The following is a 20,814-nucleotide window of genomic DNA, read 5'->3' as shown; positions in this document are numbered from 1 at the left end:
TGAAATATCCCATTTATGTGCCAATTGTACCTCATATAATCAGGACATCGAATAACCTTGTGTGCAAATGCACTTTCAATCTCATATTTTCAGCTGTTTATGTTGCTTAATAAGTGGCTTGTAATTTGCGGCAAATATTCTGCCTGCAAGGCAGTGCTGATACCACTAGCCGGTACAGAGCATTTCTGAGGGAATATCCCTTTTTGCTACACTTAATAGGGAATCTGTCTTTAATGTCAATGCCGTATCCGCTATTGCCTTATTTAATTCAATTCTAACGGTCTCATAAGCAAGATCTTCAAAATTATTCTCTTTGCTTAAATGAGCCAGGGTAATATATTTGATTTTCTCATGTAATATTCTGGCCAGAAGCCTTCCTGAATTCTCGTTGGAAAGATGCCCTCTGTTGCCTAAGATTCTCTGTTTCAAATGATAAGGATATGCACCTGTCAGCAGCATATTTTCATCATGATTGGCTTCCATAAGAAGTATTTCAGAGCCGGAAAGCCTTGAGATGATATAATCATCATATACTCCAAGGTCTGTGGCCATACCTATCTTATGTCCCTCTGCTGTAAAGGTATAGCACACCGGATTAACGGCATCATGAGAAGTCGCAAAAGGCTCCACATAAATATCATTTATATAAAACCCTTCATCCGGCAAAACAGGACGCAGCAGTTCCTCCGGAATCTCTCCCATACTCTTGATACGGCGAATTGCCTGCAGTGTCTCTTTTGTCCCATAAATCGGTGTGTGATAACGTCTTGCCATTACGCCGATGCCTTGAATATGATCCGAATGTTCATGGGTTACTAATATTCCCTCTAAGTCAGCCGGTTTGATTTCTATACAGTTTAAGCCGTATTCAATTCTCTTTCCGCTGATTCCTGCATCTACTAAGATATTGGCATGACCGCTGCCAACGTAGGTACAATTTCCGCTGCTGCCGCTTGATAAACTGCATAACTTCATAATTTGCTCCATTCTGTCCCACATGCTTTATTCGGAAATGGAAGGAATTGCTTTGTGGTTTTATAACTTTTTTCTATATAAGTTTCGTGTTCACCCTTTATGCATTTTTCTACAGTTTTTTCTTTAATTAATGTATAATATTTCATTATAATTGGAATTTCTGCATAATTAGTCTATCATAATCACGATTATTAACTTTAACTCATGAAAAGTATCCCTTATTCTAACCGGTTTGTCAATAAAATTATTTCATCCAGTAAAGTTCAACAATATCCTTCTCTTTAAGAGGTGCCGTAAATTCTGTTTTTTCTCCATTTAAGGTAATGATCAGTTCTGAGCCTCCAGCCTTTGATAAATCAAAAGCATAGAAATCTAAAATATCAACAAAGATGTATTGCTTTTTGCCGGAGAGCTTAAGTGGTTCTTTATTAACAATGATATAGATCTCTTCTTCTGAAGTATTGACCTTACTGTTTGGGTCAACCTTTAAAAGTTCTTCTTCTTTGTCTGCAGTTGTACTAACTTTACGGTCAGATATTTCTATGCTTGCGGATGTTTTTTGGCTTACGGCGGTTTCCTGGTTTGTGGCGGCTTTTAAGCCTGGGGCTGTTTCCAGGCTTCCGGCTGTTTCCAGACTTCCGGGTCCTTCAGGGCTTCCGAGTCCTTCAAGGCTTGGGGCTGTTTCCAGTCTGGCAACGGTTATCAGGCTTGCGGCTGTGTCCAGTCCGACATCTGTTTTTAAGCTGCTTTCCTCCGGCTCCTCAAACTCTTCATCCATATCACTACTTCCGGTATCTTTGTTAAAAAACTCTGCATTCAACCTGTCTGCTGCTCTTTTCGCTTCCAGGGAATCGTAAATCTCACACCTGATAGAAAAATTCTCATATATCTTTTCCTCTTCAGCCGCAGGCATATTATTTATATAGATGGTTCCGGTATACTCGATATCCATAAACTTAAGCACCTGATTCAAGGTATAATAATTAAGGATTTCAACCGCATCCCCTTCTTTTATCTCATAGAACTCCGTAACAAGTTCTTTATTAACCTCTGCAAATTTCGGGCATTTAATCCTGGTATCATTAAAAGTAAATGTAATACTGCTTTTATACTCAGGTAATTCACCGACGATAACTTTGGCATCTTCGCCAACGGTAGATTCAGTGATTTCTATCAGATCATTCTGTTCTATACTATTGCTTAAACCTGCAATTTCTCCGTTAAGCTTAATCTGAGCTGCTTCCCCCAGTTCTCCTCTGGCCATACGCTTATTGCCATTTAAGGTGTAACCAACTGCTCTCCCCCTTCTGGGAAAGAGATTCTCATTTGGCAATCCTATCTGTATTGCTGCATCTGCAACGGTCAGTTTGCTGTTATCGTAGAGCTTGACTCTGTCGCCGTTAACCTGAACAAATATAAAATTGTTTCTCTGATCATAAAAATTAAGGCATATACCCACTGGCGTAACCAGCAGCGGGTCTTTCTTGATATTTTCCTGCAGAAACGTTACATCCCCCAGTACCTCTTCTCCTCGAAGTGCCACTCTGTCCTTGTTAAGCCCCAACTTTTCTGCCAGCGTCTGGGTAAATCCCGGAACTTTTCCGCCTCCGCCTACCACAAAGACTGCACTGACCGGCTTTCCTCCATTTAGTTCTACAATCTTCTCTGCAATGCAGCCGGCCATGCTGTCTATAACCGGTTTTAAAGATTCTATTACCTCTTCGGTGGTTAACTTATGGGAAATACCCATGATATCCTTATATGTAACCTTTTTCTTCTTCAGACAGGAAAGCTTTATGGCTTCAGCAGTTTTAAAATCCACAAGATATTCTTTGACAACTGCCTCCGTAATCTCATCTCCTGCTCTTGGAATCATGCCATAGGCTATGATACTTCCATCTCGTGTTATGGAAATATCAGAAGTCCCCGCTCCAATGTCTATCATTGCTATGTTTAATAATCGGAATTTTTCCGGAATGGCAACATTAATAGCAGCTATAGGCTCTAAGGTTAAGTTTGCAACATATAAACCGGCCTTTTCCACTGCCGCATACAAGCTGTCTATTACTTCATCGGGGAGAAAGGTTGCAATCAGATTTGTACCAATACGGTTTGCTTTATGCCCCTCCAGCTTTCCAATTGTATAACCGTTTAAATAATATTGAATCACGGAATAACCGACACAGTAGAAATGGATTTTTTCCTCTTTCATTTCCTGGCGCAAGGTATCATAAGCCTTCTCCACACCTATCAGATCCAGAGAGTGAATGTGTTCTTCCTTCACAATGGTTTCCGCAGAGAATTCATATTCTGCTGAAACAGTCAGAGTCTTTAGCACACGACCAGCTGCAGCGATACAGACATCCGTAAGACGTCTGCCTATCTGCCCTTCAAGTTCCTGTTTCACTCCTTCGATGGTTTCTGCAACTTTCGTTATATCATGAATCTGCCCATCTAGCATGGCTCTGGTTTCGTGCTCTTTGACACACTGAGCTACAACTATAAATTGCTCTGCATCCTTATAGCCCACCGTTCCCACAATACTTCTGGTTCCGATATCCAATCCAAACACCAAATGCTCCGGGTATCTTTTGTTTACCATTCTTAGTGTCCTCCGTAAGGTAGATATGCCAAATTTTCTTCTTTCAGTAACTTCTCTATCTGAAGTTTTAATTCCTCAATACTGCCATTGTTATAAAGCACATGGGTACTGTTTTCTATATATTCATCCTCAGAAAACTGATTGGCTAATATTTTCTCAAATTTTTCCGGTGTAAAATTTCTGGAATGAATCAACCGCTCCTGTCTGATGCTTTTATCCGCTGTAACATACCAAATGTAATCACAAAAATCTTTTAGTCCGGCTTCTCTTGGCAACGCCGTTTCCACACAGATAACAGAATATAATTTTTCCGTTCTTTCCTTCTCTGCCTTTATGAGATTTCTGACATAGTCCATAACATAGGGATGAGAGAAGGAGTTAAGAATCTTAAGTTTTTCTGCATTCTGGTAAACTTCTTTGCCAAGCTTCTCTCTGTCTATCTGCCTCTTCTCATTTAAGATACCTTCCCCGAAATACTCTTTGACCAGCTGATAGGATATCCCGCCTACTTCCATATAATCATGAGCGATCCGGTCGGTATTTAAAAGAAGGGCTCCATAAGACCCGGTTAAAATCTTTGCTGCTTCGGATTTACCGCTTCCGATACCGCCGGTAAGCCCGATTACCTTAATACCGTTATTTTGCTTCATACCAGTTGCTTCCTTCATTAACATCTACCTCAAGAGGCACGGATAAATTGGCTGCTGACTGCATCTCTTCTTTCAACAGGACTCTTACTGCCTCTATTTCATCCTTGTGGGTCTCAATAAGAAGCTCGTCATGAATTTGCAGGATTAATCTTGAACGTAAATTTAATTCCTTTAATCTGTCATTAACCCGTAACATAGCTATTTTTATAATATCTGCAGCAGTTCCCTGAATGGGTGAGTTCATCGCAACCCTTTCTCCGAAAGAACGTGTCATGAAATTGGAGGAACTAAGTTCTGGTATTGGTCTGATTCTACCAAAAAGAGTAGTAACATATCCATCGTCTTTCCCCTCCCTTACCAGCTTGTCCAGGAAGGACTTAACCCCGGGATAGGTATCAAAGTACCGGTTGATATAGCCCTCTGCTTCTTTTCTTGCTATATTTAAATCCTGTCCCAGTCCAAAGGAGCTGATTCCATATACAATACCAAAATTAACGGCTTTGGCATTTCTTCTCTGTTCGGAGCTTACCTCCTCAAAAGGGGTATGGAATACCAAAGAGGCGGTAATACGGTGTATATCCTGATCTTCCTTATAGGCATCAATAAGTCTCTCATCTCCTGACATATGAGCCAATACTCTGAGTTCTATCTGAGAATAATCAGCATCCAGGAATATAAAACCTTCTTCTGGTATAAATACCTTTCTGATTTCCCTGCCTAACTCCATTCGAATGGGAATGTTCTGAAGATTTGGCTCCGTACTGCTGAGTCGGCCGGTTGCAGCTATTGTCTGATGAAATTTTCCATGTATTCTGCCATCCGCACTGATATAACCGGCAAGCCCGTCCGCGTAGGTGGATTTCAATTTCGTCAGCTGGCGGTATTCAAGAATCTTTTCAACTACGGGATGTTCGATTCGAAGCTTGTCAAGCACCTCAGCTGAAGTGGAGTATCCGGTCTTTGTCTTCTTCCCAAAAGGCAGATGAAGCTTATCAAAAAGAATGACGCCTAACTGCTTCGGTGAATTGATATTAAATTCTTCTCCTGCCAAACTGTAAATCTCCGCTTCCAGTCGGTCTATCCCAATGGTTAGCTTATCTCCGTATTCCTTTAATTCCTCTCTGTTAACCTTTACTCCCCGCTGTTCCATATCAAACAACGCATAGACAAGGGGCATTTCAATCGTAGCAAACAGCTTATCCATCCCTTTATTCTGCAATTCCTTTACGATAACCGGAGCAGCTTTGGCAGCTGTATAAGCAAGATTTGAAAAATACGCAGTACTCTCTTCTGCTTTCTTTATTATAAAATCCTTCCATGAGCTTTTTCCTATGGCTTCACTGCTTGATGCCATGGTAAGTTTCAAGAAATCCCTTGCCACATCATCATATTCATAAGTGGATTGAAGCGGATTCAGCAAATATGCCGCTATTGATAAATCCGCTATTCCGGTTCTGATACCGGCATTCAGATAGAAAAGCTGTTCCTTTAAATGGAAGGTAGCTGTTTCTTTCTCTGATAACAGCAGCTGATTCAAACCTGCTAATATTTTATCCGCTGTAAGTTCCGTTCCTGTTGGAATAAAGTAATTCTCATTTTCTCCAAGGCTAAGTGACAGTCCCAATACTTCCCCGGCTTCCGCAATGAGATAAAAACCGATATATGCTCCCTTTGAAATCCTGCCAGCCATTTGAATGATTATCTCTAATTCTTCTGTATTTGTTACGACCTTAGACTCAGATTTTGTTTGTGAGCCTGCAGTATTTGACATGCTTATACCAGAGAACCGGTTTAAATGACTCTTTAACTCCAGCCTTTTAAAATAACTATAGGCCTCCTGATTGTAAATTTCCGAGTAATCCGCTTGTTCAATCTGGTAATCCAGTTCACAATCGGTTTTTATAGTTGCAAGAGTTTTGCTTAAGAAAGCCTGTTCCTTGTTGTTTATCATGGATTCTCTTGCTTTATTGGGCATTACTTCTGTTATATGCTCATAAGCATTTTCTATGGAGCCAAAAGCAGAGATAATCTTTGAGGCTGTTTTTTCCCCAATTCCCGGAACACCGGGTATATTATCCGATGCATCTCCCATCAGTGCTTTTAAGTCAATAAATTCTGTGGGGGTAACACCGTAGGCCGCTACTACATCCTGCGTGTTATAATTTTCGATTTCTGTACCGCCCTTCTTGGTCTTAGGGATACGAATTTTAATATTTTCTGATGCCAGCTGTAATAAATCCCTGTCACCAGAAACCAGAGATACCTGATAGCCATCCTTTTCTGCATTAACAGCAAGTGTTCCTAATATGTCATCCGCTTCATATCCGCCTTTTTCCAAAATAGAAATCTTCATAGCTTTAAGCAGCTCTTTTAACAGCGGGACCTGCGCTCTTAATTCATCGGGCATGGATTTCCTGGTACCTTTATACTCCGCAAACATCTCATGACGAAAGGTCGGCTGATGCACGTCAAATGCGATGGTAAGATAATCTGGTTTCTCCTCGTCCAGAATCTTAAAAAGAATATTTAAAAATCCCAATACTCCGTTTGTATACAGCCCTTCTGAATTGGATAACACCGGAAGTGCATAAAAGGCTCTGTTTAGTATACTGTGCCCATCGATTAATACAATTTTCTTACTCATGGAAAATCCTCATTTCCGGATATCTCATACCGATATCCTTTCTAATATACTATTATGCCTGTTGTTTAGCTTTGCCAGCAAGGGTTTTCTGCTAAATGAGGCTTCACTGCTTTCTGTAAGGGTTGGAACTGTGAAAATGCACAGGGAACTTCTCCTGTAATAGTTTGGCTCCTTCTTCATCTTCTATTACAAGATAAGCATAAATATCATCCAGTCTATACATTATCTTCTCATCAAATACACCACTTGGCACAAATGTCAGCTCGTTGCTCCTGTTACCTTCAAAGTCCGGAAAAAACAAATCTTCTGAATAAAAGGTACTGGTCTTTGGTTCGTCCTTTAAGACCTCCTCCACCACTTCACCAAGGTGAAGGCTGGATGCAATTGCTGCAGCGGCTATTACCAATATCAGAATGATTCGCTTTCTTATGTGGGCAAATTTATAGTGTACGATTTTCTCTTCATATTCGCCCAATAACTCAATGAAGTCTTCATGGAAGTTATCTGACAATTCCTTATCCGCATCCAGTCTTCTCATACCTGTCAGCAAAATATAATGAACCTCAAGTTCCTCCATACAATCCGGGCAGGACCTGATATGCTGCATAAACGCTTCCAATTGCTCCATACTTAACTTGTTATCAATAAAGGGCATCATAAGCCTTTGGACTTCAATGCAGTTCATTTTCTACCATACCTTTCGGGTGTTGCACTCTTTTTGAATTACAAATAGATTTGTTTAATTATTTATTTTACCCTTTTTTTGATAATGTTTCAACTATACTTTCAAAAACAGCAGGACAAACACTGAAAGAAATTATAAGGGTACGTGTTTATTATGACTTAAATAAAAAGAAACAATTTTTTTATAGAAATATGTCTTGCTTTTATTTTCATATTATGGTAGAATAATCTTCGCTGATTCAAGACAACCATTTTGACATCAGTGAAGAAAATCAGCCGGTGTGTTGGAATTGGCAGACGAGACGGACTCAAAATCCGTTGTCCGTGAGGGCGTGTGGGTTCGAGTCCCACCACCGGCAGTATAAGCGAAAAAATAACATGGCAGGATTCGAACCTGACATGTTATTTTTTTTGGGGCTGTATCTAAATTAAGCAAACATTACAAAAAATGAGCTTTTTTACTGCATCTTTAAACAGCTGTTAAGCAGCTGATTTTGGCTGCTTCAATTAGCAGCTTAACATAAAGTTTGGAAATATATAATTTTTTTAACAGAGCATCAATGGGGAACTTGGATTCCATCTATGTGATTACAAAAACCCACATAGTTCAACTCTGTGGGTTTTTATATTTATCGTACTTCAGAATTTTTTTCTTTTAACAGCATTTCTAAGGTATTTCTTATTAATTCAGAATTTCCCTCATGTTCTTTCACCACTTCACTTACTTTATCATACCCCAGTATTCCTGTATAGGCTGTAGCAAATGCATAAGACTTCTCCAATAGTTCTTCACATCTGTCCTTGTTCGCCTGAAGAGTTTCTATGCAATTACATCGAAATATTTCTACTGCTTTTATCAGAAGTTCCAGACTTTCCAGCAAACTGTCAGCTATTAAAGGAAGGAAGGCATTTAATTCAAATTCTCCGTGGGCAGCAGCCATAGTGATTGCATAGTCATTTGCCATTACCTTCATAGAAATCTGCGTTACCATTTCGGGTATAACAGGATTTACTTTACCGGGCATAATGGTGCTGCCTGCCTGAAGGGCTTTTAGCCTGATTTCTCCTATCCCTCCGTATGGACCGGAATTCATAAGCCTTAAATCCCCTGATATTTTCATCAGATTTACGGCCAAAGCCTTTAAGAGTCCTGACACTTCAACAAATACGTCATTATTCTGCGTAATATCCATTGGATATTCTGCTGCTGCCAGTCCCATACCAGTTAATTCACGCAGATTTTCAATAACCAGAAAACGATACTTTCTTTCAGCATTTCCTGAAGTCCCTACAGCTGTACCACCTAGATTTATCTGTCTTAGTCGTTCTTCTACTTTATAAAGCCTCCACCTGTCTCTGGCAATCGCCTGAGCATATGCACCGAATTCTCCTCCCAGGGTAATAGGAATCGCATCCATAAGCTCTGTTCTTCCAAGCTTTTTGATTCCTTCCAGCTCTCGTTCCTTCATTTGAAGAGCCTCCTGTAGTCTGGCACATCCATCACTTAGTTCCCGTAACAAGTCAATGGAGGCAATTCGGAGTGCTGTGGGATAGACATCATTGGTAGATTGACCTCTGTTTACATCATCAAGTGGGTGTATCGTTATCAGCTCCCCTTCATCCCTCTCTCCCGCAAGCTTCTCTGCAAGATTAGCCAATACTTCATTGACATTCATATTTGTGGAGGTTCCAGCACCCCCCTGTAAAGCCTCCACTGGAAACTGATCCTGATATTCTCCCGAAAGGATTCTGTCACAGGCTTTTATGATTGCCTCATATACTCCTGGCTTCCCCATTCCTAGCTTCAGGTAACTGCTTGCTGCTGCTTTCTTAACTTTAACCAGGGCAAGAATAAGCCTGTGACTGGTTTTCTTATGCTCCAGAGCAAAGTTTCCGACGGCTTTGTTTGTTTCTGTTCCATAGAGTATATTTGCAGTTGTATTAATATCCTTCTTCTCTTGAATGTTCTCTTTCATGTTCCTCTTCTCTTGGACTCCATTATTAAATGCAGGTTTCTGCACACTATTTCAGGATCTTCATCCTATGGAACCCACCTTTATAGGGTTAAAACTAAAACTCGTCCGGTATTTCCTGAAGAATTGACGGGAATATTTCAAGACTTCGCCTTAAGATTCCCTGCATATATGCAATCAAAATTCCATAATTGGTTATGGGTATCCCTTGATCAACGCTACATTTTTGGCGATATTTCACTTCTCTTTCCGTCAACATGCAGCCACCGCAATGAACAATCAGCTGATAGGGACTCAGGTCTTCCGGAAACTGTCCTCCCGAAGTAAATTCAAACTGAAATTCTTTGCCGGTATAGTTCTTAATCCAACGCGGAAGCTTCACTGTTCCAATATCATCACATTGCCTGTGATGAGTACAGCCTTCACAGATAAGTATTGTATCTCCCTCTTTCAGCTGCTCCAAAATTGCCACTCCCTTAACGGCTTCCTGCAGTAAGCCTTTATACCTGGCAAATAAAATGGAAAAGGAGGTAAGTGGTATATCTTTTGGTGTATCAGCAGATACCTTTGCAAACACCTGGCTGTCAGTTATAACAAGACTGGGCTTTTTCCCTAAGCTCTCAAGAGTTTCCTTCAGTTCATACTCTTTTACTACAATTGCCGTTCCGTCAGCCTCCAGGATGTCCCTTATGGTCTGCTGCTGAGGAAGAATAAGCCTTCCTTTAGGAGCCGCTTTGTCTATAGGTACTACTAATATAACAAAATCCGATGGATGTATAACATCACCAACGATTCGAAGCTTACTATCTTCGGCCGGTACTATCCTGGAAATAATATTTTTCAGAGTTTCAATATTCATGCCGGTAACAGCACTTACATAAATTTCATTATCATTTTGCTCTGCCTCTGCTTTTGTAAGCAAATCAGCCTTATTATATACCAATAGGTAAGGAATCTTCTTCTCTTCAAAGAGCTTAATCAATTCAATATCAGTAGCCGACTTCCCTGCCAGTGCATCAATTATCAGGATAGCAATATCGGTCTTATTCAGTACCTGTTTTGTTCTTCTTACTCTTAATTCCCCTAAAGCTCCTTCGTCATCAATTCCAGGAGTGTCTATAATCATCACCGGACCTAATGGCAGTAACTCCATTGCTTTATAAACAGGATCTGTTGTTGTTCCTTTTACTTCTGAAACCACAGATAGCTCTTGTCCTGTAATTTTATTAACCAAGCTTGATTTACCGGCATTTCGTTTCCCAAAAAAACCTATATGCAAACGGTCTGCGGAGGGTGTTTCATTTAATCCCATACTGCCATCTCCTTCGTGTTCTTTAACATAATCATGCGAATTTATGGTATCACAATTTGCAGATCAAATCAAGAAATTGTAAGTACAAAAAATGCACTCTCCATATCGCAGTAAGCTGGCAGCCAACTGTATACAAGGTGCATAGTTTATAATATAATTCACATTATGTTTTTATTATATTTATAGCTGTATCGCAAGAACCTTCCATGCTCTGGATTGGATAGACGCATTTTAACGCGGTTACTTCTATATACCAGACTAAAATTTACAAAGAAGAGTTATATTCTGGGCACTGCATCCAAAAGCACAAATCATAAAATAATCCCCTCTTCTGATCAGCTGCTTTTCCATTGCTTCATATAGGGCAATAAATGGACTGCTCGTACCTGTATCTCCGTAAACATCACCGATATAAGGGCTGGCAGATTTGTCTATTACCATCCGTTCTCTTATGATTTCAAGCCCCTCTTTGCTGTTTTGGGAGAAACAAAACATATTTATCTTTTCTATTCTGAGAGAATTTCTTAAAAGTATTGTTGATATAGACTCTTCCAACGCTTCAACATTAATTATTTTCTTTTTGTAGATGGAAAACTCCATATCATTTCCATCTTTTATCAGAAACATATTTGAAAAACCACAGTGTGGAAATAATGGTGAATCTGTATCATCTGGACTTACTATACTTAGCGTGTCACATACACCGCTTTCTTCTTCCGTTTTTTCTAACAGAACGGCGCATGCAGCATCTCCCATATTATGGGTATCGATACTCATATAATCACAGCCAATCAGAAGAGCACGTTTTATATGAGGACTCATCGTCATGTATTTGGAAATCTGATCAAAAGCCAAGGTCATACCACAACCATTGGAATTCACATCATAACAGATGCATTCTTTCTTTCCGCCAATTACATTATGAATTTTGGCAGAAGTCGCAGGTGAAACATACTCCGGTAATTGACTGGAAAGTACAATCATATCTATGTCTGCTCCTGATAAACCTGTTTTAAGGAATAAATCCTGAATAGCGTCCAGAGATAATAGAATGGTATTGTGCCAGTTATGCTTGCTTCCCTGTTTCTTACACTTGTTCTCCGACAGAGCCGTGCTTATACTTCTGTACTCTTTTTCTGCTGTGTGCATTACACTTTTCGTTTGACTGGAAACTACCTGTCCTCGACTAACTGATATATCTGCAATTTTTATGTGTACCATAGTGTTCCTCTATCTTATATTTATTTTAAAATAACAGTAAAGGCAATATAAATTAATATAAATTTTAAACCGCTTTCAGATATAAAAACAAATAAGCTTTATTTTATTATTTGAAATTAAAACTCAATCAAGTTATATAAAAAGAAAAGCTAGCCGAAAAAATGCCATGGCTAGTCTAATCATGGTAACTCGGCTGCCATAGCTTTCGCCTTAGGCCCGTGGCTTTGCGTCTCTGCCTTTTGGCAGGTTTGCCTTTATCTTACAATATGATATTAATTTTTGACCGATAATAGGAATAATTACCTACTCTTATTATATACTAATTTGATTAATAAGCAAGCTTTTTTCGCTAATTTTGTCATTCTTAGACATATTTTGTTTGAGATAGTCTCCATTGAAACTAAAAATATGATTTTTTACAAAAAAACTCATGTGCATATCATTGGAATTGCGTCATGAGCAAGAACTTATCACTTAATGGATTATCATATCAGTTATATCTTTATAAGTCGCATAAGGTTTGATATGATAGGTACCAACCCTTATCTTTCTGGAATAATTATTTATTATTAGATACTGATTAAAAGCACCTGCATCTTCAATAACACCATTTTCTTTCAATATACGAGTTACCTTTTCAGAGGACATACCTTCTGTAATAATAATCTCTTTTGTAATATCCTCTTTCTTTTCTTCCAACGTATCAGAATCATTCTTTGAGGTTTCGTTCTCCTCAGAAGTAGTATTCTCCTCTGACGTAGTATTATCCTTTGATGTAGTATTCTTCGTACTTGTTTCCTCTGTCGTGTTATTATTATCTCCCGTTATAGCATCGGTTCCATTTTTATCGTCAGTCTTACTTCCATCAGAATTTTCCGGTGCTTCATCTACATCATTTTTTTTGTTATCGGTGACTGGAACTTCTTCCGTTTCGTCTGATTCTTCTGTACTATTTTCCTGCGGTATTTCAGTGGGGGTCGGAGTTGTCAGTAAATCATCGAAAGAATTTACCGCATTGCTCTCAACCATACCCAGTTCTTTTGCTCTTGCGATTATCTGCTCATCAGAAAGTTTATTTCTGGATGAGCCATGAAATGCTACAGACATTACAACAGCTGAAAAAAGTATGCCGACACCAATTCCTCTTACATAATATTTTAGATTCATACATTCCTCTTATCTTGTAAAATTCTTACTGCTGCTTTTCATTTTCTTTATACAGATCAACTACCAACCGGACTTCACCCTGTCCTAGCTCCAGCGCTTTCGAAATATCCACAATGGAAAAGCCCTGTGAATAAAGCTCCAGTATCTTCTGATTAGAATTACTGCTTCCCTCTGACTCTTCTGGAATGAAAGCTTGTTTTTGCTCCACTTTTACTTGAGAAACATTTTTTTTATTTTTGGGAGCATTCGATTCTTTTGCAGTTAGAGAACGAGCTGAGGTTTCTTCCATGACTTTTTTCTGCTTGTCAGCATTTCTCATTAGTGTTTTCAATTCTTCTTCTTTTTCACCAAGCATATTATACAAAAACACAACTTCTTCATGATTAAGCTTGATTTTTTCTAAAATCTGTTCTGAAAAATCATTTACGGCAATTATTTTTTCATTGGATAATTGACTGAGCTGATTCTCTGTTTTGTAAAGATATCCTTCCGTGGTCTCCTGACATATCTCCTCCACTTGGTGTTTCAGTTCGCTTATATCCATCGCTTTTTCATCAAGCACTGTATTCAGTACAAAATCCTGGTTCTTCTTATCTGTTTTATCCACCATAAAACAACTAATAATTATTATTGCAATTCCTATGATTATAAGGACGATTGCTATTCCCATTTTATGTCCTCCGGTTTATTATGATATCTGTTTATTGCCAGCCATTAAATTCTGATATCGATAGAGCCGGATCTGGTTTTCTTAGTTTCTTCCTTTGACTCTTCTTTTTTCTGTTTTTTTGATTTGGAACCAAAAAAACTGTTATTTCCCTTTTCTTTCGCATCATATCGGTATTCTTTGTTCTCACCTTTTGATGCTTTAACAGGTTGTTGGCTGTTGTGTTTTATTTCACTATTAATTTTATTATGTATAACGATCTGATCATTTATAGGCTTCTGACTTTCCTGATGCTTATAACCAGATACCTCCTGGGATTTAGGAGCCATTGTAACTACTTCTATTGGTGTTATTGGCATAAGACAACCTCCTTTACAATCCAACTACCTTAATATCAGCTCTATCTCTGATAAATTTTGAGTAATGAGTTTCCGTCTTTACATGATAGTTTACATTGGATATTACGATTTTAACACCTGGATAAGCAACATTTTCAACTTTGATCCAACCACCGTCACTGTTTCCGATTTCTACCCGAAGCATATCAAATTTATTCTGACACTCTTTGTATTCCGTTCGCAGTTGAATACAGTTATTTGTAGCTAATCTGATGTATTCAAGTTTTTCAGGGGATAGCTTCTCGCCTTGACCTATTTTTCTTTTATATGTTTCAATAATAGGAAGCAGCTTGTCCAGATCTGCATCAATAGCAGCTATTCTTTTCTGAACCTCCCTATATTGTTCCACTTTTTGGGGATTGATGCCAACTTCTAATTGAGTAAAGGTTCCCATTGTGGAACCGGCTGTTTTTACGGTAATAGAGGTTCCCGAAGTTATCTCTCCACCAGTGATAAAACCTTTTTTACCACCAACTATAATATCTCCTCTTGCAGATACTTTGCTGTGCAAAATTGCTTCTGTTGATACATAGCCACCGGATTTAACAACAGCATTTTCAAAAAATTTAGAAAGGATATTCCCTTCCGCCTCCATGATTCCTTTGTTCATGCCCTGCATTCCCCGTTTCAAGACAATCTGCCCTGTAGCATAGAGTCTTGCACCTTCTACAACACCATCTACGATAATGTCACCTTTTGCTTTGATGGAATATCCAGCGCGAACATTCCCTTTTACCGTAACATTCCCTTCGTATTCAATATCTCCTGTAGAGGAATCCACGTCAGCCAATACCTCATAAGTATTTGATACAAATACTTTTCCATTGACCAAATCCACGTGTCCACTTACATCGGAATACATTTTAAGGCCGTCTTCGGATAAATGAATATCTCTGCTGTGTTTAAGAACTTTTTTTATTACTTTTCTGGGCGGAATTGCATTACCGGTAACATCAATACCAGGTTTTCCATAAACCTCAGGTTCTAAAACGGCGAGTAAATCTCCTTTATTAATGGAGCTGATCATATCCAGCTGGTGAAAATCTACCGTACCATCTTCTTTTTCTTTTGGTTTTAATGTTTTATCGGTGTTAAAATAATAAATTATTTCTGCATCTTTACCTTCAATTGGCTTCAACCCTCTGGCAAGTGTTATCATTTCATTGTATATTGGATTAATCAGATAAGCATCTATAATCTCTTCAATAACACCATATTTAACACCTGCACGTCTAAGAATATCAAGTATGTCATTCTTGCTCAGCATTTTCCCACCTACTACAGGCGGATAAAAATATCCTTCCACATACATTCTGTCTGGTGATATACTGACATCCAAAAGTTCATTCACTTGCGAGAAGATGGCTGGTGTCAGTTTAATTTCGACCATTTTATCTTTTGACGCATTGATTGCTCTTGCAAGAGCACTTACATCATAATCATACAATTGGATTTTACTAAAATAATTTACTATATCATTGAATTCCAGTGCCTTACCGTCAGATCTTCCCGGTATTAACCTGATGTATGTTCCATCCGCCTTAATAACAAGCTGAAAGTAACCGTTCCTATTAACCATACTCTTCTCCCTACGCTATGTCATAAACAATAACTCTATGTTACAACCAAGCTTTCGCCTCATCTTTTGCAGTGCTTTGGTATGCAGCTGTGATATTCTGGATTCCGATACTTCAAGTACAATACTGATTTCTTTTAAAGTAAGCTCTTCGTAATAATATAAAATAATTACTTTTTTTTCTTTTTCAGTCAGCACTTCCAATGCATCGGTCAGAATTGTCTTTAATTCATTTCTTTCTGTTATCTGTTCCGGAGTTTCATAATTAGAGCTTAAGTTAGACTCTACATTACTTTCGCTGCCCTGCTCCAGAAACTCATCCAGTGAAAATAAATTGGATATATTCGTCTGGTTTTGCCACAACTCATAATCTTTCATAGATAGTTCTAATTCATTTGCCATCTCTTCATCGGTAGCGGCTCTTCCAAGAACACTCTCCAGTTTCTGATATGCTGTATCCATCTTACGCTGTTTTTGTCTCAAGGTTCTTGGTATCCAGTCCATCTTCCTTATCTCATCCAGTATTGCTCCCCTAATTCTGAAACTGGCATAGGTTTCAAATTTAACACCTTTGGTGTAATCAAATTTATCCACCGCATCTATGAGTCCAAATATTCCATAACCAACTAAATCTTCGTATTCCACATTGTAACCCAAATACATACTGAGCCTTCCGGCTACAACTTTTACTAATCCAGCATATTCAGTTATGAGTCTTTCACGCACTTCAGAAGACTTGTTCTTACTGTAATCCTCCCAAAGCTTGATTTTGTACTCTGCGTTCATCTATTATCCCCCAAATTCTGAATATCTCAGCCAATTTTTATTCTTATATAAAGCTGATTAACTCGAAATTCTGCGTATTATTAAAGACAACTGAATACTTCGCCTCTTTTTATCTAGTATAATAAAAAAGCCACCAATTATACTTGTTCAACCTCTTCTTTGAGCACTTCTTCCGCTAAATCAATTGTTGCTGTATTTTCCTCTGTATCCTCTATACCCTTATCTTCTGCCTGTTTTTCATTGGTTGCTTTACGGATGATTGCTGCTGCTATCTTCCCCAGAATAAAGAATCCAATCAGCACCAGAAACACTCTTAAGAGACTTACCAAAAGTGTTTCATGATTTATGATGTTTACGATACTCATAACTGCACCTGCTAAAAGCATCACTGCAGGTGCTATATATCTGTCTTTCATATAAACTCCCATCTGCGTGCTTTAGCACACGTACATAAGAACCAGCTTCTTTCTGTAAGTACCAAAGAATCAGATAATCTTTACCGGTTTACCTACAGATTTTACATACAGCTCACCGGTCTCCGGATAAAATTCAATTGTTCTACCATAATTCAACCCGGTATCTTCTGCTATAATCCTGATTCCAAGGGATGCCAATTTTTGTTTACTAGCTTCAATATTTCGTTCCCCGATACGTAACATATCGTTATTAGAGTTAAAAGCAAACATTTGAGCTCCGCCTGCAATTTTCGCTGTCAGCCGGTTCTTATTTGCTCCTATGGAAACCATTTTCTCAATCAGTACATCTATTCCAGTGTCTGCGAATTTAGCTGTGTTTTCATTATTCTTAATCTTTGTACTATCAGGCAGCATAATATGAACCATTCCCGCTGTCTTTTTCACAGAGTCATAAAGGGTAATTCCAACACATGAACCTAGTCCTAAGGTTGTCAGTGCATCTGGTGAGCTGCATACATTCATATCTGCCATTCCTACTTTAACCATTACGCCCATATAATCACCTATAATCCCAAGGATTTTAATATAACATCGTATGATTCCAAAGTAGGTATTAAGATAAAGTAACCATTGACATCCGAATCATCTTTGACAAACTGTGTTTCAATAATAAGTGCTTTATCACCAACCTTACCAAATTCAATTGCTGGTACACTTAAAATAGCACCGGCCATGTCAATGGACATATAGGGTATACTGGCATTAATCTTAATGCCAGTGAGGGTTGACAGTGAGGAGAGATATGCTCCGGCAATGATATTACCTATTTCTCTGAGAGCTGAGTACTCCATTTCCGTAAAATCCTCAAGTTTTGAGGATTTACCCATAAGAATATCTACAATACGGCAGGCCGACATCTGTTCCATCATGAACATCATCATTCCATTAATTTCGCCTTCCAGGGTAATGAGGATACCTACAACGATTTCCTCCGCACCTCCGAGCATATCCGGCAGCTCTTTTATATTGAGCAGATCCACCTTTGGTACATTCATATCAACCTTACTGTTTATCATAGTGGATAAAGCAGTTGTAGCATTACCTGCACCAATATTTCCGATTTCCTTTAAAACGTCATATTGCATGTTGTCTATGTTATCTAAATTAATATTTGGCAATGCTATCTCTCCTTATACTGTTTCTTTCTCCACAATAACCCCATTGATATTGAGCAAAGAAATCAGGCTGTCATTATGTTTACCTATCCCTGAGAGGTATCCATTCTTGTCTTCCACTGCACTGTTGGTAACCTTCTCCACCATACTGTCATCTAATGTAACCACTTCTTTTACTTCATCCACAATAATGCCCACAGCAGATTGAGAATCAAATTTAATTATGATGATCCTGGAAGCACCTGTAATCTTATCCTCTTCCAGTCCGAATTTTAAGCGAAGGCTCATTACAGGAATGATCTCACCCCTTAAATTGATAACACCTTTGAAATAATGCTGTGCTTTTGGTACTCTCGTTATGCTTTGCATACGAACTATATTATCAATATATTTAATATCAATACCATATTGCTCAATTCCTATTTTTACTACGATATACTGCTTTCCGTCATTAACTGTATTTTCCATATGAAAACCCCCTCCTTCTAGACCAGCGTATTAACATCGAGAATCAGGGCAACCTCACCGTCACCAAGTATGGTAGCTCCGCCTATGATCTTATTATTATTAATAAACTTTCCAATTGACTTAATAACAATTTCCTGCTGACCAATTAGATTATCTACTACAAGACCTGCCAGCCTGTCTCCTTTTGATATAATAACAACAATCATGTTCTCCTGGTTTTCTTTGTCACCCGGTACATCCAGAATCTGATTTAGACGAAGTAAAGGTATAACATTGCCGCGAAGATTAATAACTTCCTTGGAGTGAACATATTTTATATCAGAAGCAGCTACGTCTTCAATGGTCTGAATGCTACCAAGAGGAATTGCATACTTCTCAGATCCAAGTTCTACCATTAACGCCTGTATAATGGCCAGAGTAAGGGGTAATCTGATAATGAAGTTACTTCCTGCTCCAAGTTTCGTTTTCGCTTCAATATCTCCTCCCAGTGCTTCGATTTTTGTCTTTACAACATCAAGACCAACGCCTCTGCCTGATACATCTGTAATGACCTCTGCCGTTGAGAAGCTAGGTTTGAACAGCAAATCTATAATTTCTTTATCAGACATTACATCAGCCTGTTCGTTGGTAATGGTCCCTTTTTCAACTGCTTTTCTCTTGACTTTTTCAACATTGATGCCTGCACCATCATCTCTGACTTCAATTACAACGTTATTTCCATCCTGATAAGCGTCCAGATAAATAGAGCCTGCAGCAGGTTTGCCTTTCGCCACACGTTCTTCATTGCTTTCAAGTCCATGGTCTGCCGCATTACGAAGTAAGTGCATCAGCGGATCACCGATTTCATCTATAACGGTTCTGTCTAATTCTGTTTCTTCTCCTGTCATGTAAAGTTCCATCTTCTTATTTAAGGATTTGGATAAATCTCTTATCATTCGAGGGAAACGGTTTAATACACTTTCAATTGGAACCATTCGAACCTTCATTACAGATTCATGAAGATTTGTAGTAACTCTTTCAAGGTATTCAATCTGTTCATTGAAACCGGAATCCGTCTTTGAGATTCTCTCTCCGGTATTCATGGAAACCAGACCGTTCTTTGCTATAATCAGCTCACTTACCAGATTCATAAGTACGTCCAGTTTTTCGATATCCACGCGAACCGAACGGTTAACGACAGGTTTGGAGCTCTGCTGCTTAACGGTACTTTGAGCTGCTGTTTTATTCTGGTTATTATTTCTTAATTCTTTTTCTTCCGTCTGTGCAGCTTCTTTTTCCTCCGCTACTTCCGATGATGAGACATAAATCGGCTCTATAAAAACTTCTTTAATTTCAGAAACACTTAGAACTGTTTTTCTGACTTTCTCAATATCTTCTTTCGTTAAAAGAACAACGCTGAAATCAAGATCAAATTTCTCGTCTTCAATATCCTGTACCTCGGGCTTTGATTTAATAACATCACCGAGACTTTCTAAAGCTTTGAATACAAGGAAAGCTCTTGCGGCTTTTAATATACAGTATTCCTGTACAAAAACCGTTATACCGTATGCACGCACTCCAACTTTGTCCGCTTTTGCAATAGCGTTTTTCTCATATTCAGCAAGGGGTAATTCCTTGTATTTTCCGGTAGAAGCTGAAACAGTATCTACTGCTGCTGCACTGACAGTCTGAGTTACCTGTACCTGTTCCTTAACATCTTCTGCAGCTTTGCCTAAACCAGCATTCAAAATACTGTTAAGCTGTTGTATAATCTCTTCATAATCTTCTGTTCCTTCATCCGCACTTGCCTGTATATTACTTAAATATCCTTCCAACGCATCAAGGCCCTTAAACAATACATCAACCAGCTCTGCTGTCACACCCATCTTGCCATTTCTGATCTCAGAGAAAACATTTTCCATATCATGGGTCAATCTCTGCATTCTCTTAAAGCCCATGGTTCCAGCCATTCCTTTAAGAGAATGAGCCGCCCTGAATATTTCATTTATGGTCTCACTATTTTCCGGTTCTGTTTCTAATATTAATAACTGTTGGTTTAAACTCTGCAAATGTTCTTTTGTTTCATCAATAAATATCTCAAGATATTGACTCACATCCATA

Annotated in this window: 18 protein-coding genes, 1 tRNA gene and 1 riboswitch; of the genes, 1 reads left to right on the top strand and 18 read right to left on the bottom strand. The window is 38.6% G+C overall.

Annotated elements, in window-relative coordinates:
• Nucleotides 1-165: 165 nt before the first annotated feature.
• The 5 genes from R2R35_RS22715 to R2R35_RS22695 all read right to left on the bottom strand — a co-directional run bounded on the left by R2R35_RS22715 (nt 166) and on the right by R2R35_RS22695 (nt 7,556).
• Nucleotides 166-975, bottom strand: coding sequence for an MBL fold metallo-hydrolase (locus R2R35_RS22715; RefSeq protein ID WP_317732132.1), 810 nt, complete (start codon nt 973-975; stop codon nt 166-168).
• 244 nt (nt 976-1,219) lie between these two features.
• A complete protein-coding gene (locus R2R35_RS22710; RefSeq protein ID WP_317732131.1) occupies nt 1,220-3,577 on the bottom strand; it encodes a cell division FtsA domain-containing protein in 2,358 nt (785 codons plus the stop codon).
• Nucleotides 3,578-3,579: 2 nt separating this feature from the next.
• Nucleotides 3,580-4,245, bottom strand: coding sequence for a dephospho-CoA kinase (coaE, locus tag R2R35_RS22705; RefSeq protein WP_317732130.1), 666 nt, complete (start codon nt 4,243-4,245; stop codon nt 3,580-3,582).
• Nucleotides 4,214-6,871, bottom strand: a complete 2,658-nt coding sequence (gene polA / locus R2R35_RS22700) for a DNA polymerase I (protein WP_317732129.1) — start codon at nt 6,869-6,871, stop codon at nt 4,214-4,216. The genes coaE and polA overlap by 32 nt, the downstream gene beginning before the upstream one ends.
• 103 nt (nt 6,872-6,974) lie before the next feature.
• Nucleotides 6,975-7,556, bottom strand: coding sequence for an anti-sigma factor family protein (locus R2R35_RS22695; RefSeq protein WP_317732128.1), 582 nt, complete (start codon nt 7,554-7,556; stop codon nt 6,975-6,977).
• A 274-nt stretch (nt 7,557-7,830) separates the two neighbouring features.
• Here R2R35_RS22695 and R2R35_RS22690 point away from each other — a divergent pair.
• Nucleotides 7,831-7,914: transfer RNA gene (locus R2R35_RS22690), tRNA-Leu, on the top strand.
• Nucleotides 7,915-8,184: 270 nt separating this feature from the next.
• Here the strand turns inward: R2R35_RS22690 and R2R35_RS22685 are convergent.
• From R2R35_RS22685 to R2R35_RS22625, 13 genes are all read right to left on the bottom strand, one after another.
• A complete protein-coding gene (locus tag R2R35_RS22685; RefSeq protein ID WP_317732127.1) occupies nt 8,185-9,531 on the bottom strand; it encodes an aspartate ammonia-lyase in 1,347 nt (448 codons plus the stop codon).
• A gap of 94 nt (nt 9,532-9,625) precedes the next feature.
• The gene (hydF, locus tag R2R35_RS22680; protein WP_317732126.1) at nt 9,626-10,840 is read right to left on the bottom strand and encodes a [FeFe] hydrogenase H-cluster maturation GTPase HydF; all 1,215 of its coding nucleotides are present in this window, start codon (nt 10,838-10,840) and stop codon (nt 9,626-9,628) included.
• 258 nt (nt 10,841-11,098) lie between these two features.
• Nucleotides 11,099-12,061: a 3-oxoacyl-[acyl-carrier-protein] synthase III C-terminal domain-containing protein gene (locus R2R35_RS22675; protein ID WP_317732125.1), complete on the bottom strand. Its 963-nt coding sequence runs from the start codon at nt 12,059-12,061 to the stop codon at nt 11,099-11,101.
• Nucleotides 12,062-12,241: 180 nt separating this feature from the next.
• Nucleotides 12,242-12,324: riboswitch (cyclic di-GMP riboswitch) on the bottom strand.
• Nucleotides 12,325-12,535: 211 nt separating this feature from the next.
• Complete coding sequence (locus R2R35_RS22670) at nt 12,536-13,228, bottom strand: hypothetical protein (RefSeq protein ID WP_317732124.1); 693 nt, start codon at nt 13,226-13,228, stop codon at nt 12,536-12,538.
• A gap of 25 nt (nt 13,229-13,253) precedes the next feature.
• Nucleotides 13,254-13,898: a DUF6115 domain-containing protein gene (locus tag R2R35_RS22665; RefSeq protein WP_317732123.1), complete on the bottom strand. Its 645-nt coding sequence runs from the start codon at nt 13,896-13,898 to the stop codon at nt 13,254-13,256.
• A gap of 44 nt (nt 13,899-13,942) precedes the next feature.
• On the bottom strand, nt 13,943-14,254 hold the full coding sequence (locus tag R2R35_RS22660) for a hypothetical protein (RefSeq protein WP_317732122.1): 312 nt from the start codon (nt 14,252-14,254) through the stop codon (nt 13,943-13,945).
• Between the two features lie 13 nt (nt 14,255-14,267).
• Nucleotides 14,268-15,872, bottom strand: a complete 1,605-nt coding sequence (locus tag R2R35_RS22655; protein ID WP_317732121.1) for a DUF342 domain-containing protein — start codon at nt 15,870-15,872, stop codon at nt 14,268-14,270.
• A 15-nt stretch (nt 15,873-15,887) separates the two neighbouring features.
• Nucleotides 15,888-16,655: a FliA/WhiG family RNA polymerase sigma factor gene (locus R2R35_RS22650; protein WP_317732120.1), complete on the bottom strand. Its 768-nt coding sequence runs from the start codon at nt 16,653-16,655 to the stop codon at nt 15,888-15,890.
• Between the two features lie 137 nt (nt 16,656-16,792).
• Complete coding sequence (locus R2R35_RS22645; RefSeq protein ID WP_317732119.1) at nt 16,793-17,071, bottom strand: hypothetical protein; 279 nt, start codon at nt 17,069-17,071, stop codon at nt 16,793-16,795.
• Between the two features lie 69 nt (nt 17,072-17,140).
• Nucleotides 17,141-17,626, bottom strand: a complete 486-nt coding sequence (locus R2R35_RS22640; protein WP_317732118.1) for a chemotaxis protein CheD — start codon at nt 17,624-17,626, stop codon at nt 17,141-17,143.
• An 8-nt stretch (nt 17,627-17,634) separates the two neighbouring features.
• Nucleotides 17,635-18,249, bottom strand: a complete 615-nt coding sequence (locus tag R2R35_RS22635; RefSeq protein ID WP_317732117.1) for a chemotaxis protein CheC — start codon at nt 18,247-18,249, stop codon at nt 17,635-17,637.
• A 12-nt stretch (nt 18,250-18,261) separates the two neighbouring features.
• A complete protein-coding gene (locus tag R2R35_RS22630) occupies nt 18,262-18,714 on the bottom strand; it encodes a chemotaxis protein CheW (RefSeq protein ID WP_033166690.1) in 453 nt (150 codons plus the stop codon).
• A gap of 17 nt (nt 18,715-18,731) precedes the next feature.
• Complete coding sequence (locus R2R35_RS22625) at nt 18,732-20,813, bottom strand: chemotaxis protein CheA (protein ID WP_317732116.1); 2,082 nt, start codon at nt 20,811-20,813, stop codon at nt 18,732-18,734.
• Between the last annotated feature and the right edge of the window lies 1 nt (nt 20,814).

The sequence above is a fragment of the Anaerocolumna sp. AGMB13020 genome (assembly GCF_033100115.1).
Lineage (GTDB): Bacteria > Bacillota > Clostridia > Lachnospirales > Lachnospiraceae > Anaerocolumna.
The sequence above is the reverse complement of the archived record's forward strand: the minus strand, read 5'-3'. Positions and strand labels throughout refer to the sequence as shown.

Excerpts from the sequence above, each read along its gene's own strand:
- R2R35_RS22715 (WP_317732132.1), bottom strand. The coding sequence starts at position 975 with ATGAAGTTATGCAGTTTATCAAGCGGCAGCAGCGGAAATTGTACCTAC.
- R2R35_RS22710 (WP_317732131.1), bottom strand. The coding sequence starts at position 3,577 with ATGGTAAACAAAAGATACCCGGAGCATTTGGTGTTTGGATTGGATATC.
- coaE (WP_317732130.1), bottom strand. The coding sequence starts at position 4,245 with ATGAAGGAAGCAACTGGTATGAAGCAAAATAACGGTATTAAGGTAATC.
- polA (WP_317732129.1), bottom strand. The coding sequence starts at position 6,871 with ATGAGTAAGAAAATTGTATTAATCGATGGGCACAGTATACTAAACAGA.
- R2R35_RS22695 (WP_317732128.1), bottom strand. The coding sequence starts at position 7,556 with ATGAACTGCATTGAAGTCCAAAGGCTTATGATGCCCTTTATTGATAAC.
- R2R35_RS22685 (WP_317732127.1), bottom strand. The coding sequence starts at position 9,531 with ATGAAAGAGAACATTCAAGAGAAGAAGGATATTAATACAACTGCAAAT.
- hydF (WP_317732126.1), bottom strand. The coding sequence starts at position 10,840 with ATGGGATTAAATGAAACACCCTCCGCAGACCGTTTGCATATAGGTTTT.
- R2R35_RS22675 (WP_317732125.1), bottom strand. The coding sequence starts at position 12,061 with ATGGTACACATAAAAATTGCAGATATATCAGTTAGTCGAGGACAGGTA.
- R2R35_RS22670 (WP_317732124.1), bottom strand. The coding sequence starts at position 13,228 with ATGAATCTAAAATATTATGTAAGAGGAATTGGTGTCGGCATACTTTTT.
- R2R35_RS22665 (WP_317732123.1), bottom strand. The coding sequence starts at position 13,898 with ATGGGAATAGCAATCGTCCTTATAATCATAGGAATTGCAATAATAATT.
- R2R35_RS22660 (WP_317732122.1), bottom strand. The coding sequence starts at position 14,254 with ATGCCAATAACACCAATAGAAGTAGTTACAATGGCTCCTAAATCCCAG.
- R2R35_RS22655 (WP_317732121.1), bottom strand. The coding sequence starts at position 15,872 with ATGGTTAATAGGAACGGTTACTTTCAGCTTGTTATTAAGGCGGATGGA.
- R2R35_RS22650 (WP_317732120.1), bottom strand. The coding sequence starts at position 16,655 with ATGAACGCAGAGTACAAAATCAAGCTTTGGGAGGATTACAGTAAGAAC.
- R2R35_RS22645 (WP_317732119.1), bottom strand. The coding sequence starts at position 17,071 with ATGAAAGACAGATATATAGCACCTGCAGTGATGCTTTTAGCAGGTGCA.
- R2R35_RS22640 (WP_317732118.1), bottom strand. The coding sequence starts at position 17,626 with ATGGGCGTAATGGTTAAAGTAGGAATGGCAGATATGAATGTATGCAGC.
- R2R35_RS22630 (WP_033166690.1), bottom strand. The coding sequence starts at position 18,714 with ATGGAAAATACAGTTAATGACGGAAAGCAGTATATCGTAGTAAAAATA.
- R2R35_RS22625 (WP_317732116.1), bottom strand. The coding sequence starts at position 20,813 with ATGGATGTGAGTCAATATCTTGAGATATTTATTGATGAAACAAAAGAA.